This window comes from Rhodococcus yananensis, from assembly GCF_020515525.1.
GTDB classification, from domain to species: domain Bacteria; phylum Actinomycetota; class Actinomycetes; order Mycobacteriales; family Mycobacteriaceae; genus Rhodococcus; species Rhodococcus yananensis.
The window spans coordinates 1-14,623 of the sequence record NZ_JAIYEP010000034.1; the positions used below are offsets into that span (position 1 = coordinate 1).

Consider the following 14,623-nt stretch of genomic DNA (forward strand, 5'->3'; position numbering starts at 1 on the left):
CTCGCGCGCCCTCGGCCTGACCCGCCGAACCCTGACCCGGGCAACCGACCCGGGCAACCCCGCGTATACGTCAACCGTCCATGTCGGCGAGATCCTCGAGCACCACGAAGGCCCCGGCCATGTCGCCGTCGTGCGTGAGCGACACATGGATCCGCATCCCCCGCAGCTGCTCGGCGACGTCCCGGTGCAGCCGCACAGTCGGCCGACCCCACGCATCCGAGACCACCTCGATCTGCGGGTGGATCGTCTCCGGTAGCACCGGCGGATGCCCGAACAGCGACGCCGACCACGCCTTGATCACCGCCTCCTTCGCCGCCCACCGGGCGGCGAAGTGGCGGGCGGGATCGGAGCTGCGGGTGTTCGCGTCACGACGCTCCCCCGGTGTGAAGTTCGCGAGCATCGTCGTCCCGGGACGACTCAGCTGTTCCGCGAACTCCGGCACCGACACGAGATCGAACCCGACACCCGCAACTCCCACAGCGCTCCCTACCCCGTCGCTTCGCGCACGCCCGGCTACCGGCAGCCCGGCAGACCCGACCGGTACAACTCGTCGTCGCCGAGGCGCGCCTCGGGGCTGAGCAGCACGTCGGCCTCGAGCTGACGCGACGCCGCCGCAGGCACCTCATCGCCGCCGAGACGACGATCCGCCGGCCGCCGGTAGAGGGCGTCCCCACCGGTCATCGCGGACGCCAGGCGCCGCTGACCGGTCACGGTGCGCTCCGCAGCCTGCGTCAGATACGCCGCGCGTCGCTCCGCGGGGAGCGACTCGACGAACGCCTGCGGGTGCACCACCGCGATCAGCCCGGACACGTGCCCGAACCCGAGGCTCGTGAGCAGCCCCGCCTTGAGGGCGTACTGCTCACCGAACCGGATCGGGGTGCGCGCCCACACGAGGTGCTCGTACTCGGCCATCTTCTCGTCGACGCAGTCGAGGCTGCGGTTCGGGGGGATGACGCCGCGGCTGAGCACCTGGCACAGGCCGATGAGCTGGAACGCGGCCGCACCACCCTTGGCGTGCCCGGTCAGCGACTTCTGCGACACCACGAACAGCGGGTTTCCGTCGCTGCGACCGAGCGATCCGGCGAGACGCTCGTGCAGCTCCGACTCGTTCGGGTCGTTCGCCGCGGTCGACGTGTCGTGCTTGGACACCACGGCGATGTCGTCGGCGGTCACCCCGAGCTTGCGCAGTTCCCGCGCCAGACCCGACTCGCGACCACCGCGCCCGGCGCCGAGCGCACCGATACCGGGCGCCGGGATGGAGGTGTGGACACCGTCCGCGAAGGAACTCGCGTACGCCACGACACCGAGCACCGGCAGCCCCATCTCCAACGCGAGGTCACCGCGCGCCAGCAGGATCGTGCCGCCACCGGCCGACTCCACGAACCCACCGCGACGACGGTCGTTGGCCCGGGAGAACCGACGGTCGTCGATGCCCTTCGCGGTCATCTCGTCGGACTTCGCGGTCGCCGACATGTCGCCGAACCCGACGATGCCCTCGATACCGAGATCGTCGAAGCCACCGGCGACGACCAGATCGGCCTTGCCGAGCTTGATCTTGTCGACGCCCTCCTCGACGGACACCGCGGCGGTGGCGCACGCCGCCACCGGGTGCACCATCGCGCCGTAGCCGCCGACGTACGACTGGACGACGTGCGCGGCGATGACGTTCGGCAGGGCCTCCTGCAGGATGTCGTTCGCGCGGTTCTCGCCGAGCAACGTGTCGATGTACAGCGACCTCATCGAGCTCATACCGCCCATGCCGGTGCCCTGCGTGTTCGCCACCATCGACGGGTGCACCCAGCGCAGCAGCTCCGACGGGGTGAAACCACCGGTGAGGAAGGCATCGACCGTGGAGACGATGTTCCACAGTCCCACCCGGTCCACGGCGTCGGCCATGTCCGCCGGGATACCCCACCTGGTGACGTCGAACCCCGTGGGGATCTGCCCACCGACGGTGCGGGTCAGCTTCGCCTTCCGCGGCACCCGGATCTCGGTGCCCGCCTTGCGGGTGACCGTCCAGTCACCACTGTCCGCGTCGACAGCGGCGACGGTGTTCTCCGGGTCGGAATCGACGAACGCGCGTGCCTCGGCCTCCGAACCGACCACGAAGGACAGGTCCTTGTCGAGGAACACCGAGGTGAGCAGCGGCGCCGTGTTGTCGACCATCGCACCGTCGTCGACGTAGCGGCGGATACCGCACCGGTCGACGACCGCATCGTGGTAGCGGTCGGCGATCTCCGATTCCGGAACCAGCTCACCGGTCTCGGCATCGTAGAAACCGGGCTTCGGGTCGTTCTCCCAGCCGATCAGTCCGGTCGCCCACGCCAGTTCGAGCACGCCGGCCGCCGAGAGTTCCTCCTCGACCTCCATCTCGAAGCGGGTACGCGCCGAACCGTAGGGGCCGAGTTCGCCGGCACCGACGATGACCACCAGGTCCTCGGATGCCGCCGTCACACCGCTCCACTCCGGGACCGGCAGTGCCTCGGGACGAGGCGCGGACGGCAGCGCCGGGATGGTCGCCGTGTCGTCGTCGGCGGCGGCGTCGGCGGCGGTGGCCTCCTGCGCCTGCTTCGCGAGCGCCGGAAGATCCACGTCCACCTCGGACAGCCCACCGGTCAGATCCGCGACCAGCGGCGCATCCGCTGCGAGGCGCTTCGCCTCGGGACCGACCAGCTTCAGCAGTTCCGTCGCCATCTCCTGCGTCGACCAGGTGCGCACACCGGCAGCCTCGACGGCCTCGACCAGCGGGTCGTTGCCACCCATGAGTCCGGTGCCGCGCACCCACCCGATCAGGGCGTGCGCGAGGGTGACGCGCTCGGCCCACGTGCGCTCGGCGCTCCACCGGTTGATGATCGCATCGAGCGCGGCCTTCGCCTCACCGTATGCACCGTCACCACCGAACTTGCCGCGGTTCGGGGAACCGGGCAGCACCACGTGCAGGTGCGTGTCCACATCGCTGTCGGCTCCGATACCGGACAGACCGGCGATCAGCCGCTCCACCGACCACAGCAGGACCCGCATCTCCATCTCGGCGCGCGCACCGGCATCCGCGAGGGAACCGGCGACCCGCGGCGCCGCGAACGGGAACAGCAACGTCGGGGTCAACGCGTCCTTGATGAGCTTCTTCGCGCCACCGGCGTTCTCCACGGTCTCGGTGCCGAGCCACTCGACGAGCGCATCGACATCGGTGTAGGACGCCATGTTCGCGGGCACCACCCACAGGGCAGCACCGGTGCGGGCACTGCGGGCGTACAACTCCTTGTAGAACCCGAGGCGACCGGAATCCAGCCGCGACGTGGTGACGACGACGGTCGCGCCACCGGCGAGCAGCTTCGCTGCCACGGCCGCGCCGATCCCGCCCTTGCTGGCGCCGGTGACGACGGCGACCTCACCGGCGTACTCGGCGTCCCCCGCGTCCGCGGCGGTCACCGCGACACGACGGTACGTGTCGGCGAGCACCGTGCGACCGGCGTCGGTGGCCTTACCGGCCCAGAACTCGGCGTGCGCGGCGACCGTGCGGCCGGCACCGGTGAACCGCTCCACCTCGATCGGCTCACCCAGCCAGAGACGAGCCAGATCCTCACGGACAGTGGCCCACCGATCGTCGATCAACACGGCCCGACGCGCGTCGAACGCCGGCGCGACCAGACGCGGCCAGTCGGAACCGAGTTCCGCGGAGACCAGATCGACGAGGGCGTCGTCGGTCTCGTCCGCCAGAGCCGACACCTGCTCGACGAGGCCGAGTTGCTCGAGCACCACACGTGCCGCGTTGGCGAGGACACCGTCACGACCGGTGATCTGCTCGGCGAACTCACCCAGCGCGGCGGCGTCCACGGTCGCTCCTCCGCCACCCCCGGCGGACGGCATCGACACCGGGATGCCGCGACGCGACCCGACCGACTGCACTGCCGCGTCGATGAGCGCGTCCACGGCAGCGGTGTCGGCGAGCGCCCCCTGCGCCAGACCACCGAGGTCACCGCCCCGGATGGACGTGCCCTCACGGCTACCCAACGCAACCTCCGCGGTCACGTGATGGGTCCAGCCCTCACCGAGACCCCACACCTTCGTGACCCGGTCGGCGATGTACGCGGGACGCTTACCGGACGGCCCGAACACCTTGCGCAGATGATCGTTGATCGAATCGGTCAGCACCGGACCGAACGGCCGGTACGTGCGGGCCAGCCGGTCCACGGTGCCGGCGAGGGCCCCCATGTCGGCGTCCGCGGCACCGTCGATCGCGCCGAGCGACAACTCCGAACCGAGGTCGACGAGCAGCTGATTGCGACGCGACGACACCCCGTCGCACAGCGCCTCGATGGTGTCGACCGGACCGATCTGATCCGGGCGCAGCTTCGTCCACAGCGCGATGAGCACCGTCGTGGCGTCCGCGGCCTTGAACGCGATGTCGTCCGGGGTAGGCCCACCGGTCGGGGCGGCAGGCGCAGCCGGCGCGGCAGCGGGCGCGGCAACGGGAGCCGTCTCGGCTGCGGGAGCGGCGGGCTCGTCGTCCTCCACCGGCGCCGGATCCACATCCGTCGAGTACACGACCGACGCCTCGCGCTCGATGTTGAGCACCTCGACGGGCTGACCGAACCGGCCCGGCAACTTCAAGGTCTGCGACGCCAGATTCGCGACCGTCGGGGCGGCACCCAGACCCACCTCGACGAACCGCTCCACACCCAGACCGCCGTCGGCCTCGTCCGCGAACAACAGATCCTGCGTCTCGATCCACCGCACCGGCGACGCGAACTGCCACGCCAACAACTCCGCGAGCACCACACGGGTCAACGCCACCGGCTTCGCCGACCACGTGTCGAAATCGGCGAGGACATCCGCGAGCGGCTGCGACGGCACCAGATCGGCGATCTCCTGGATGAAGTCACGGCCCAGGTCGAACGGCTTCGGCACCAGGTTCGGGATGTACCGGCCGATGAGGATCTCCGGATCGATCTCCTCGGGCAACAGATGCAGCAGACGCTCACGGAAGTCGTCGACGCCACCGCGCAGCACCGTCGAGTGGAACGGCACGTCGATACCCGGCACCAGAATGAACGCGCGCTTACCACCGAACTCGGCGACCCTGCGCTCGATCACCGACTCGAGAGCCTCGAGTCCCGCCACGGTACCGGCGATCGCGTACTGCGAACCCCGCAGGTTCAGGTTGACGATCTCCAGGAACTCCCCGGCCTCGTCGGCCACACCCGCCACGAACTCCTGCAGATCCTCGTCCGCCACACCGAACTGCGACGGCCGGATCGCGGCCATCCGGTAGTTCGAACGCCCCTGCTCGTCACGCGCCACCAGCGCGTGCATCGCCGACCCACGCTGGAAGACCACCTCGAGCACCGCCTCGAGCGGAAGAACACCGGCCACCGCGGCAAGCGCGTTGTACTCACCGACCGAATGCCCCGCCAGGAACGCGCCCTCGACGAACGCACCGGCCTCACGGAGTTCCGCGATCTGCGCGACACCCAACGTCGCCATCGCGACCTGAGTGAACTGCGTCAGATGCAGAACACCATCCGGATGCTTGTGGGTGACACCGCGGGCCCTGAGCACCGTCGGGTTGTCGCGCACCACCGCGAGGATCGAGAAACCCAACGCCTCCCGGGTGTGCTTGTCCGCACGCTCCCAGATCTCACGGGCCGCCTTGCTGCGCGCCCGCGCATCCAGACCCATACCCGGACGCTGGATTCCCTGACCGGGGAACGCGTACACGGTGCGCGGAACCTCGAAGCGGCCGCTCGCGACCATCACCAGGTCACCGTCGACACGACAACCCACCTCGACGACCTCGGCACCCCGGTCCGTCGCGACCCGATCGACACGCACATCGATCTGCGCACCCGGACGCACCATGCCCAGGAACCGCGTGGTCCACGCCGTCAGACGACGCGCCGGAACCTTCGCCTCGACCTCGACAGCCGTCGCCACCTGCTGCGCGGCCGCGGACAGCCACATGCCGTGCACGATCGGCGCGCCCAGGCCCGCCAGGAGCGCCGCATTGTCCGACGTATGGATCGGGTTGTGGTCACCCGAGACACGCGCGAACGCACTCATGTCCGTCGGAGCGACGATCACCGCATCACGGCGACGACGACGCGGGGTCTCCACCACATCCACACTCAACGCACCACCGGCACGCACCGGATCAGCCGGATCCGCGGCACCCGTGCGACCGCGGATCGCGAACCGCTCGATCAACGTCGCGACCGTGGTGTGGCCCGACCCGTCACCACTGTCTGCGGTGATCGCCACATGCACCTCGACGACACGACCCAGATCGGTGTCCGCAACCGACTCCACCTCGGCCCTGACCACCAGCACCGACGGCTCGGTGGGCAGCCCGTTCTTCACGTCGATCGCGTGATCCAGGTGAACCAGATCGAGCATGCCCTCGATCACCGACAGGTTCGTGTCCGTGCGGGCGGCACCCAGCGCAGCGAACACCGCCGGCCAGCACGCCCCCACCAACACATCCGGCACACCGCCGCCACCCGGAGTCAAGGACTCGGGCAGACCCGAACCCGTCACACCCGCATGATCGGCGACCTTCTCCGGCAACCAACCCACCGTGACGCGCGCGGCACCCCGCTTCACGACCGGCAGATCCTGCCCCGCGGCCACACCCAGCAACGCCGACATCGCGGCATCGGCGTCCGCCTCGGTGACGACCGGCGCACCACCGGTGCTCACCGACGCGGGCACGGTGATGCGAATCTCCACGGCGCGGTCCTGGCCGAGCGGCACCCGCAGACCCACGTGCTCGTCGTCGAGAACCGTCAGCGTCGCCCCCGTCGGGCCGTGCACGGCAGCACCGTCCGACTCGAGCACCCACTCCGCGAGATCCCCGAGACGATGCACGGGATTGCGGGTCTGTCGACCCGACCACGCGACATCCGGCGACGACAGCACCGCATCGAGCACACCGGCCGCGACATCCCGGTGACGGCGCGCCGCCACCGCGGTCGGCTCCACACCCGCCGCGACGAGCTCGTCCGCGGTGGCCTTCTCGAACCTGTCGAGCAGCTCACCGACCGGCTCGTCCACGCGGGTGATACCGGCGACCGCGACGGTGCCCGGGATCACGCACACCTGATCGGCGGTGTACCGCGGATCGTGGGCCTGCCACAGCGAATCGGAACGCCACCAGCGACGCACATCCTGGTCGACGACCGGAACGAAGTTCACGGGCTTACCCGGGGTCCTGCACAACGACACGAAGAACGGCACGTCGGCCGGATGCAGCACGACCTCACCGGCATCCGGGTACTGCGCGAGCAACGACTTGATCGCCGCGAACGGACGCTCGAGAACCGCGTCCTCGTCGAACAGCGTCGGAATCGGACCACGGGTCACCGGGTGCAGACGCGACTCGGCGCGCTGCAGCATCTCGCGGAAACGCTCCCGCCACGACACGTCCGACCACGGGGAGGTGTGCGCCGCGGAAACCGCGTCACCGAGATCACTGCCGCAGTCGAAGTCGGCACCGCAGTCCCTGCCCACCGCAAGCTCGAGGTAGCGCTCGAGCCACCGCAGATACGTCATCTCGGCAACGTCACCGAAGAACGGCTTCGCGGTGACGTCGAGAGCCGCGATGATCTCGTCGCGGCGCGCCGCGACGGCATCCGCATCACCGGCCACCTCGTCGAGGAGACGACCCGTGCGGGACGCCGCGTTGTCGATCTCGTGGATGTCGGCGCCCAACTGGCTGCGCCCCGACGCCATACCGCCGCTCGCGGTACCCGCACCGACCCAGTCGGAGGTGCCGGGGGTGTCGACCAGCAACTGCTTGACCTCGGGCGACGTCGTGGCCTCGAGAGTCGCCATCGCGGCCGTCCCGACGAGGATGCCGTCGAGCGGCATCGCCGGGAAACCGTGCGCGGTCGACCAACGACCGGTCAGATAATCGGCAGCCTTCTCCGGCGTACCGATACCGCCGCCGACACACAACACCAGATTCGGGCGGGTCCTCAGCTCGGCGTAGGTGTCCAGCAGCAGGTCGTCGAGATCCTCCCACGAGTGGTGACCACCGGCACGACCACCCTCGATGTGAACGATGACCGGAAAGTTCGGCACCTCGTTCGCGATGCGGATCACCGAACGGATCTGCGCGACGGTGCCCGGCTTGAACGCCACATACTCGATACCCGCCTCCTGCAGATCACCGATGATCTGCACGGCCTCCTCGAGTTCGGGCACCCCGGCGGTGACGACGACACCGTCGAAAGGCGCACCGGCCGCGCGGGCCTTGGGCACCAGACGCTTGCCACCGACATGCAATTTCCACAGGTACGGGTCGAGGAACATCGAGTTGAACTGCACCGCGCGGCCCGGCTCGAGCAGACCCTTCAGCTCCGCCACATGATCAGCGAAGATCTGCTCGGTGACCTGGCCACCACCGGCGAGCTCGGCCCAGTGACCGGCGTTCGCGGCAGCCGCGACGATCTTCGGATCGACCGTCGTCGGGGTCATGCCCGCCAACAGGATCGGCGAACGACCGGTCAGACGCGTGAACGCGGTCTCCACTCCGACGCGACCATCGGGCAGGGTGACCGGCTTCGGCGCGAACGCCGACCACGGCTGCGGCACCTCGGGCTCGGCACCCGGGGTCAGCAGGTTGCGCTGGCCACCGCGCGTCGCGGCAGCGATGATGCCGACACCCCGACCCCGCAGACCGGACTGGGTGAGGCGGGTCAGCAACTCACCGGGGCCCAGATCGAGAATCCAGGACGCACCCGACGCAACAGCACCGTCCACCTGCTCGACCCAGTCGACCGGGGTGACGAGGATGGCCTCGGCGAGCCCGCGCGCCAGCGCGACGTCCAGATCGCACCGCGACGCCCAATCGGCGACCTGTTCGACGGCATCGACGAACGCCGGATGATGGAATCCGACCTCCGCCGGAACGGGCTCGACGACGGGAGCGAACACCGCGCCGCCACGCTTCTTGGCGTCGCGCTCACGGGTCTCGGTCGCGGAGATCTGCTCGAACCGCTGCTGCACCCGTTCGAGGGCGGCCGGCGGGCCGGACAGCACGACACGGCGACGACCGTTGCGGATGGCGACCACGGCGCTACGCGCGGGGTCCTGCCCCTCGAACAGCTCGTCCACGATCGTGCGCACACGCTCGGCGTCCACGCCCGACACCGCGAGCATGGGGAACCGGCCGGCGCCGGCGATGAGCCCGCGGCGACGTCCGACCAGTGACGCGGCTGCACCGATGAGCTGTGCGATCGCGAGGATCTCGGCGTCCTTACGGCCGCCCGCGGCCACGGCCTCGACAGCGAGAACGCCCTGCGAGTGGCCGATGACGGCGCTCGGGGCGTGTGCGGTGGTGTCGAGTCCTTGGATCTCGAGGGCGCGGAGTGCAGCGACCTGGGTGAGAAAGACGCCGGGCTTGGACACCGCGGCGGACGTGAGAGCGGCGGCGGACGGGCCGGCTGCGGGCGCTTCGTCCTCGTCCGCCACTTCCTGTTCGAGGATCCACGCGACCGGATCGAAACCGGTGGGGCGCACGACCACGAGATCGCTCGCGACGGGTGCGAGGTGCGCGGCCGCAGCGTTGACCAGTTCGGTCAGTAGAGGCTCGAGTCCGTTGTCGCGGCTGAGCTCCTCGAGGGAACTGAGCCAGGGGGCGCCCTGACCACCGAAAGCGAGCGCGTAGGGCTCACCCGCGAGAAGCTTGTCGACGAGGGCGCTGCCCTGGCCGGTTACGGTGGTCTGTCGTGATGCCTTCGAGGTCCGTCGGTCGTCGCCAGGTGTGGTCTCGTCGATCGTCACGCGTGTGGTTCCTCTCCTGAACACCCCTGCGTGGAGGCATTTCGTCGTGCAGCGCTGCCGCGCCGGTGTGTTGCATGGACTCGTGTCACATGAAGTCGGGGTCTGCCGTTCGGGCACGCCCAGGTTCGCACAGAATCATGAGGGGTTCCTCATGTTTTGCCGCATGTAGGCGACCGAGCGGCGCCACCACCTGTGATTTCCCTCACGGAAGACCTTTCGACCGACCGACGAGTAACCGGCATCCGCCCAGGCCGCACGGATACATGGACGTCCCGCGAACCCGAGGATCCCTCACCTTTTTTCGTTATCTAATTGTTATCTCTTGACGAGTCGGTCGAGCTGTGCCGAAGCGGATCGGAATCATGTCGGACCCCTCCGTTACCGTCACCGTGGTTCGAACCTTCATTCGACGAGGGGACCGACATGGGGAAGCACATCAAGTACACGCAGGAACTGCTCGGGGCGGCCGTCCTGCAATCTTCGAGCGTGGCGGGCGTCCTCCGCACACTCGGCCTACCCGTCTCCGGCGGCGCCCATACACATGTCAGTCGGCGGATCAAGCAGTTCGGGATTGACACCTCGCACTTCACCGGGCAGGCCCACCAGAAGGGGCTTCCGCCTCGCAATCGGATGCATTGGACCGAAATCCTCGTGCGGAAGCCAGAGGGGTCCAACCGCCAGGCGCCGAAACGACTTCGGCGCGCCCTCATCGAATCCGGTCGCCCTCACACGTGCGAAGGGTGCGGAATGGAACCGGAATGGTGCGGCCATCCCCTGATCTTCCATGTCGATCACATCGATGGGAATCCCACCGATTCCAGACCCCAGAACGTTCGCTTCCTCTGCCCCAACTGCCACAGCCAGACCCCCACCTGGGCAGGGCGACGCCGGTTCAGCTTCGACTCGGACCAACGCGGTTCGTGACGTATCGTGTGCGTGACGCGCGAGTGGCGTAATCCGGCAGCCGCGCCAGGTTTAGGTCCTGGTGCCCTTATGGGCGTGGGGGTTCGAGTCCCCCCTCGCGCACGTGATGCGACCCACGGTGCACCGGCCGTCTTGGCAGGTCGGTGCACCGCTCGGGTACCGTCGAAGTCGTGTCCGAATACCGCCCGCCCCGCCGAACAGCGCTCATCGTTCTCGTCGTGATCGCGGTGGCCGGTTTCCTGGCTCTCGGCTACTGGCAGTGGACCCGGTTCACTGCGGCCGGCGGCGACGGTCAGAACCTCGGATACGCCCTGCAATGGCCTGCGTTCGCCCTCTTCTGCATCTACGCGTACCGCAAGTTCGTCCACCTCGAGGACGAGGAGGCCGCGGCCGAGTCCGGTTCCCCCTCGTCGGCAGCGAAGGAACCCACCGAGATCCCCGCAGATCTGCTGCCGACCCGGCCGACGGTCCCCGCCGACGCGTTCGTGGACGATCCCGGCGATCCGGAAACCCAGCAGGTTCAGGAGTACAACGACTACCTCGCGCAGCTCGCGCGCAGGTCCGATAGGAGCGGTCAGTGAGCACCACCCCCGAGCAGACACCGGATCAGGTTGCCGCCCCCCGCGCGGTCGGCGACACCGATCGCAAGAAGATCGGTTCGGCACTGCTGCGCTACCGCGTCCTCGCGTACGCGACGGGTGTCTGGCTGCTCGTCCTCACCGGCGAGATGGTGGCGAAATACATCATCGGCATCGAGAACGTCCCGTCGTGGATCGCCGTGGTGCACGGCTGGGTGTACGCGGTGTACCTGGTGCTCACGTTCGATCTGTCCATCAAGGTCCGCTGGCCCGCCAAACGTACGATCGGCACGTTGCTCGCCGGCACCATCCCCTTCCTCTCGTTCTACGTCGAGCATCAGCGCACCAAACAGGTCAAGGCCGACTTCGGCGTCTGACGAGGCCTTACGGCGCCCTCGACAGCGACCTGCCGGTGACGCCGATGCGCAGCGTCACGCCGAGGCTCCCTCCGCCGCGGAACCGATGGCCTCGGACGGTCCGGTCTCGATGGGGAGCGTGAAGCGGATCCGAGTTCCCTCCACGACGTCCGTGTCGATCCCGATGCCGCCGCCGTGCACTTCGACGATCTTCCGGCACAGTGCGAGCCCGATCCCGGTGCCGTCGTAATCCTCCCGCGGGTGCAACCGCTGGAAGATGACGAACACCTTCTCCGTGAACTCCGGGGCGATGCCGATCCCGTTGTCGGTGACGCTCAGCTGCCACATCCGCCCGTCGGTCGACCGCTCGCACTCGATCCGCACGACGGGAGTGCGGGCTGGATCAGCGAATTTGACGGCATTGCCGATGAGGTTCTGCCACAACATCACCAGCAGGGTCGCGTCGCCGACCACCCCGGGCAGCGACGTGGGGCGTTCGATGCGTGCCCCGGCGTCGTCGATGAGCGCCGACAGGTTGTTCACCGCACGGTCGAGTACCGTCCCGAGATCGACGACGGTGCGAGCGCTCCCGGATCGACCCACCCGGGAGAACGCGAGGAGGTCGTTGATGAGGGTCTGCATCCGTTGCGCTCCGTCTACCGCGAAGTCGATGTAGCGGATACCTCGTTCGTCCAGTTCATCCGAGTATCGCTTCTCCAGGAGCCTGCAGAACGACGCGACCTTCCGCAGAGGCTCCTGCAGGTCGTGCGATGCGACGTACGCGAACTGTTCGAGTTCCGCATTGGACCGCCGCAACTCGACGGCCTGGCTCTCGAGCCTGCGACGGTCGTCGGTGGACCTCGCGAGTTCGCGGGCGAGCCGCTCCCGCATGGCATCCACGTCCCGGGCGAGTGCACGCACGTCGGATGGTCCGGTACGCCCGATCCGGCGATCGAAGTCGCCGGCGGCGACGTCGCGGGTCTCGTCGCGCAACCTCGTGAGCGGACGCACGACGAGCACCTGGACGAGCACCGCCACCCCGACAGCGCTCAGGACGAACGCGACGATCATGGCCGTGAACACGGCATCCCGGACGGCACGTCCCTCCTCGAGACCCGCCACGGCCGAAGCTCGCGCTTCGTCGAGGTGCCGATTCTGGACGTCGAACAGATCGTTGAGTTCCGCGAACGACACCCGGCCGGCTTCGACGACATCGGGGTCGGCCGCGCGCGGCGCACCGGGTTGGACGGTCTCCATGAGCGGCAGCGTGTAACGGAGCCGCCACTGCTCGACGGCGGCCTCGACGGCATCGAGGTCGGCGAGGAGTTGCGCCGCGCGTTCTCCTGCTCCGACGATCAACGTGCGCAGCGTTACCGACGCATCGTGTTCGGCGGCGCGGCCCCGTTCGTACGGTTCGAGGAACTGCGGGTCGGCGGACTGGATGTAGCCGCGCGCATCGATCTCCTGGTTGAGGATGGCGTTCTGCAGTCGGTGGGCTTCGAGTTGGGCGGGTTGGACGACGCCGCGCAGGTGGTCGGACAGGTCGACGGTGCGGGTGAGTTCGCGGGCGAGGACGGCTGCGAAGACGAGGATGAGGACTCCGACGCTCGCGATGACCGACAGGATGCAGCCTCGGACGGTGAGGCGGGGGTGTCGGTGCCGGATCGGCGCGGCGGGGCCTGCGGTGTCCGGTTCGGTCATCGCGTGGCGTCCGCTGTGGGCTCGACGGTGTGGGGTGCCCAGCGAACGTGGACGAGTGCGATGTCGTCGGTGAGCCCGCCGTGGGTTCCGGCGAGTGCGTCGACGTCGCGGACGAGGGTGTCGGTGAAGTCGTGTGCGTCGAGGGCCGATCCTCTGCTGGCGAGTTCGAAGAGTCCGGACTCGCCGAGGCGTTCCCGGCCGGGTCCGCGGTGTCCTTCGAAGAGTCCGTCGGTGAACAGTACGAGGGCGCCGTCGGTGGGTAGATCGAAGCGGTGTACGGGCCACAGTCCACGGCCGGGGGTGAGTCCGAGTGCGGGGCCGCCGGGTGCTTCGACCCATCGCAGGGTGCCGTCGCCGCGGACGAGCAGGCCGGGGTGGCCGGCGCGTACCACCGAGACGGTGTGGCGGTCGGGGTGCATGGACACGCTGGTGACGGTGGCGAAGATCCGGTCGCCGGAGCGTTCGGCGAGGAGGATCTGTTCGAGCATGCCCATGCGGTCCTGGCCGGTGAGGCCGGCGAGGACGAGGGTGCGCCAGGCGATGCGGAGTCCGACGCCGAGCGCGGCTTCGTCGGGGCCGTGTCCGGACACGTCGCCGATGAGGACGTGCACGGTCCCGTCGACGGTTTGGACCACGTCGTAGAAGTCGCCGCCGAGGACCGTCGAGGAGCTGCCGGGCCGGTAGCGGGTGACGACTTCGACGTCGTTGCTGCGCAGCAGGGGGGACGGGAGCAGGCCGCGTTCGAGCCGGGCGTTCTCGCGGGCTTGTGCGCGGCTGGCGCGTAGCGCCGCGGCGGCGCGTTCCGCCTGCTTGCGTTGGATCGCGTATTGCACTGCGCGGTTGAAGAGTCGGGGTTCGACGCGGCCTTTGACGAGATAGTCCTGGGCTCCGGCGGCGACGGCGGCGAGGCCCGTTCGTTCCTCCGCGATGCCGGTGAGGACGACGATGGGGATGTCGTCGTGGTGTTCGCGGAGGCGGGCGAGTGCGGCGAGTCCGTCGGCGTCGGGTAGGTGTAGGTCGAGGAGGATGCAGTCGGGTGGTTCCGCGGCGAGTGCGACGCAGGCGGCGCGGAGTGTGGGGACGCGTGTGACGGTCGTGCCGGGGGCGCTGTCGGCGACGAGTTCTTCCACGAGCAGGGCGTCGCCGGCGTCGTCTTCGATGAGCAGCAGGGTCGGGTGTGTCGCTGCGTCCTCCGTTGGGTGCGCGTCCACGGCGGTCGTCCTCCCTCGTCTTCGGCGAGTCCCCCGTCGCGCCGGCCGATGAGCCGTGTCCCCTGGGGGA

The 14,623-nt window shown here is 69.0% G+C and carries 7 protein-coding genes and 1 tRNA gene; 4 read left to right on the forward strand and 4 right to left on the reverse strand.

The window, feature by feature from the left end; translation table 11 throughout:
- Nucleotides 1-70: 70 nt before the first annotated feature.
- Nucleotides 71-478, reverse strand: coding sequence for a holo-ACP synthase AcpS (gene acpS, locus LDQ05_RS10345; protein ID WP_226436876.1), 408 nt, complete (start codon nucleotides 476-478; stop codon nucleotides 71-73).
- Nucleotides 479-513: 35 nt separating this feature from the next.
- Nucleotides 514-9,783, reverse strand: coding sequence for a type I polyketide synthase (locus LDQ05_RS10350; RefSeq protein ID WP_226436877.1), 9,270 nt, complete (start codon nucleotides 9,781-9,783; stop codon nucleotides 514-516).
- A 435-nt stretch (nucleotides 9,784-10,218) separates the two neighbouring features.
- Here LDQ05_RS10350 and LDQ05_RS10355 point away from each other — a divergent pair, with 435 nt between their 5' ends.
- The 4 genes from LDQ05_RS10355 (at nucleotide 10,219) to LDQ05_RS10370 (ending at nucleotide 11,662) form a co-directional block, all read left to right on the forward strand.
- Entirely contained in the window at nucleotides 10,219-10,707 is a 489-nt protein-coding gene (locus LDQ05_RS10355) for an HNH endonuclease signature motif containing protein (RefSeq protein WP_226436906.1), read from the forward strand.
- Between the two features lie 17 nt (nucleotides 10,708-10,724).
- Nucleotides 10,725-10,809: transfer RNA gene (locus tag LDQ05_RS10360), tRNA-Leu, on the forward strand.
- A 68-nt stretch (nucleotides 10,810-10,877) separates the two neighbouring features.
- Nucleotides 10,878-11,288 carry a transcriptional regulator gene (locus LDQ05_RS10365; RefSeq protein ID WP_226436878.1) on the forward strand — a complete coding sequence of 137 codons (411 nt, stop codon included), beginning with the start codon at nucleotides 10,878-10,880 and terminating at the stop codon, nucleotides 11,286-11,288.
- A complete protein-coding gene (locus LDQ05_RS10370) occupies nucleotides 11,285-11,662 on the forward strand; it encodes a DUF3817 domain-containing protein (protein ID WP_226436879.1) in 378 nt (125 codons plus the stop codon). The genes LDQ05_RS10365 and LDQ05_RS10370 overlap by 4 nt, the downstream gene beginning before the upstream one ends.
- Nucleotides 11,663-11,716: 54 nt before the next feature.
- Here LDQ05_RS10370 and LDQ05_RS10375 read toward each other — a convergent pair whose 3' ends face one another.
- Nucleotides 11,717-13,342 (reverse strand): sensor histidine kinase, encoded by a 1,626-nt coding sequence (locus LDQ05_RS10375; protein WP_226436880.1) that lies wholly within the window; start codon nucleotides 13,340-13,342, stop codon nucleotides 11,717-11,719.
- The gene (locus tag LDQ05_RS10380) at nucleotides 13,339-14,553 is read right to left on the reverse strand and encodes a PP2C family protein-serine/threonine phosphatase (protein ID WP_226436881.1); all 1,215 of its coding nucleotides are present in this window, start codon (nucleotides 14,551-14,553) and stop codon (nucleotides 13,339-13,341) included. Before LDQ05_RS10380 ends, LDQ05_RS10375 begins: the two co-directional genes overlap by 4 nt.
- Between the last annotated feature and the right edge of the window lie 70 nt (nucleotides 14,554-14,623).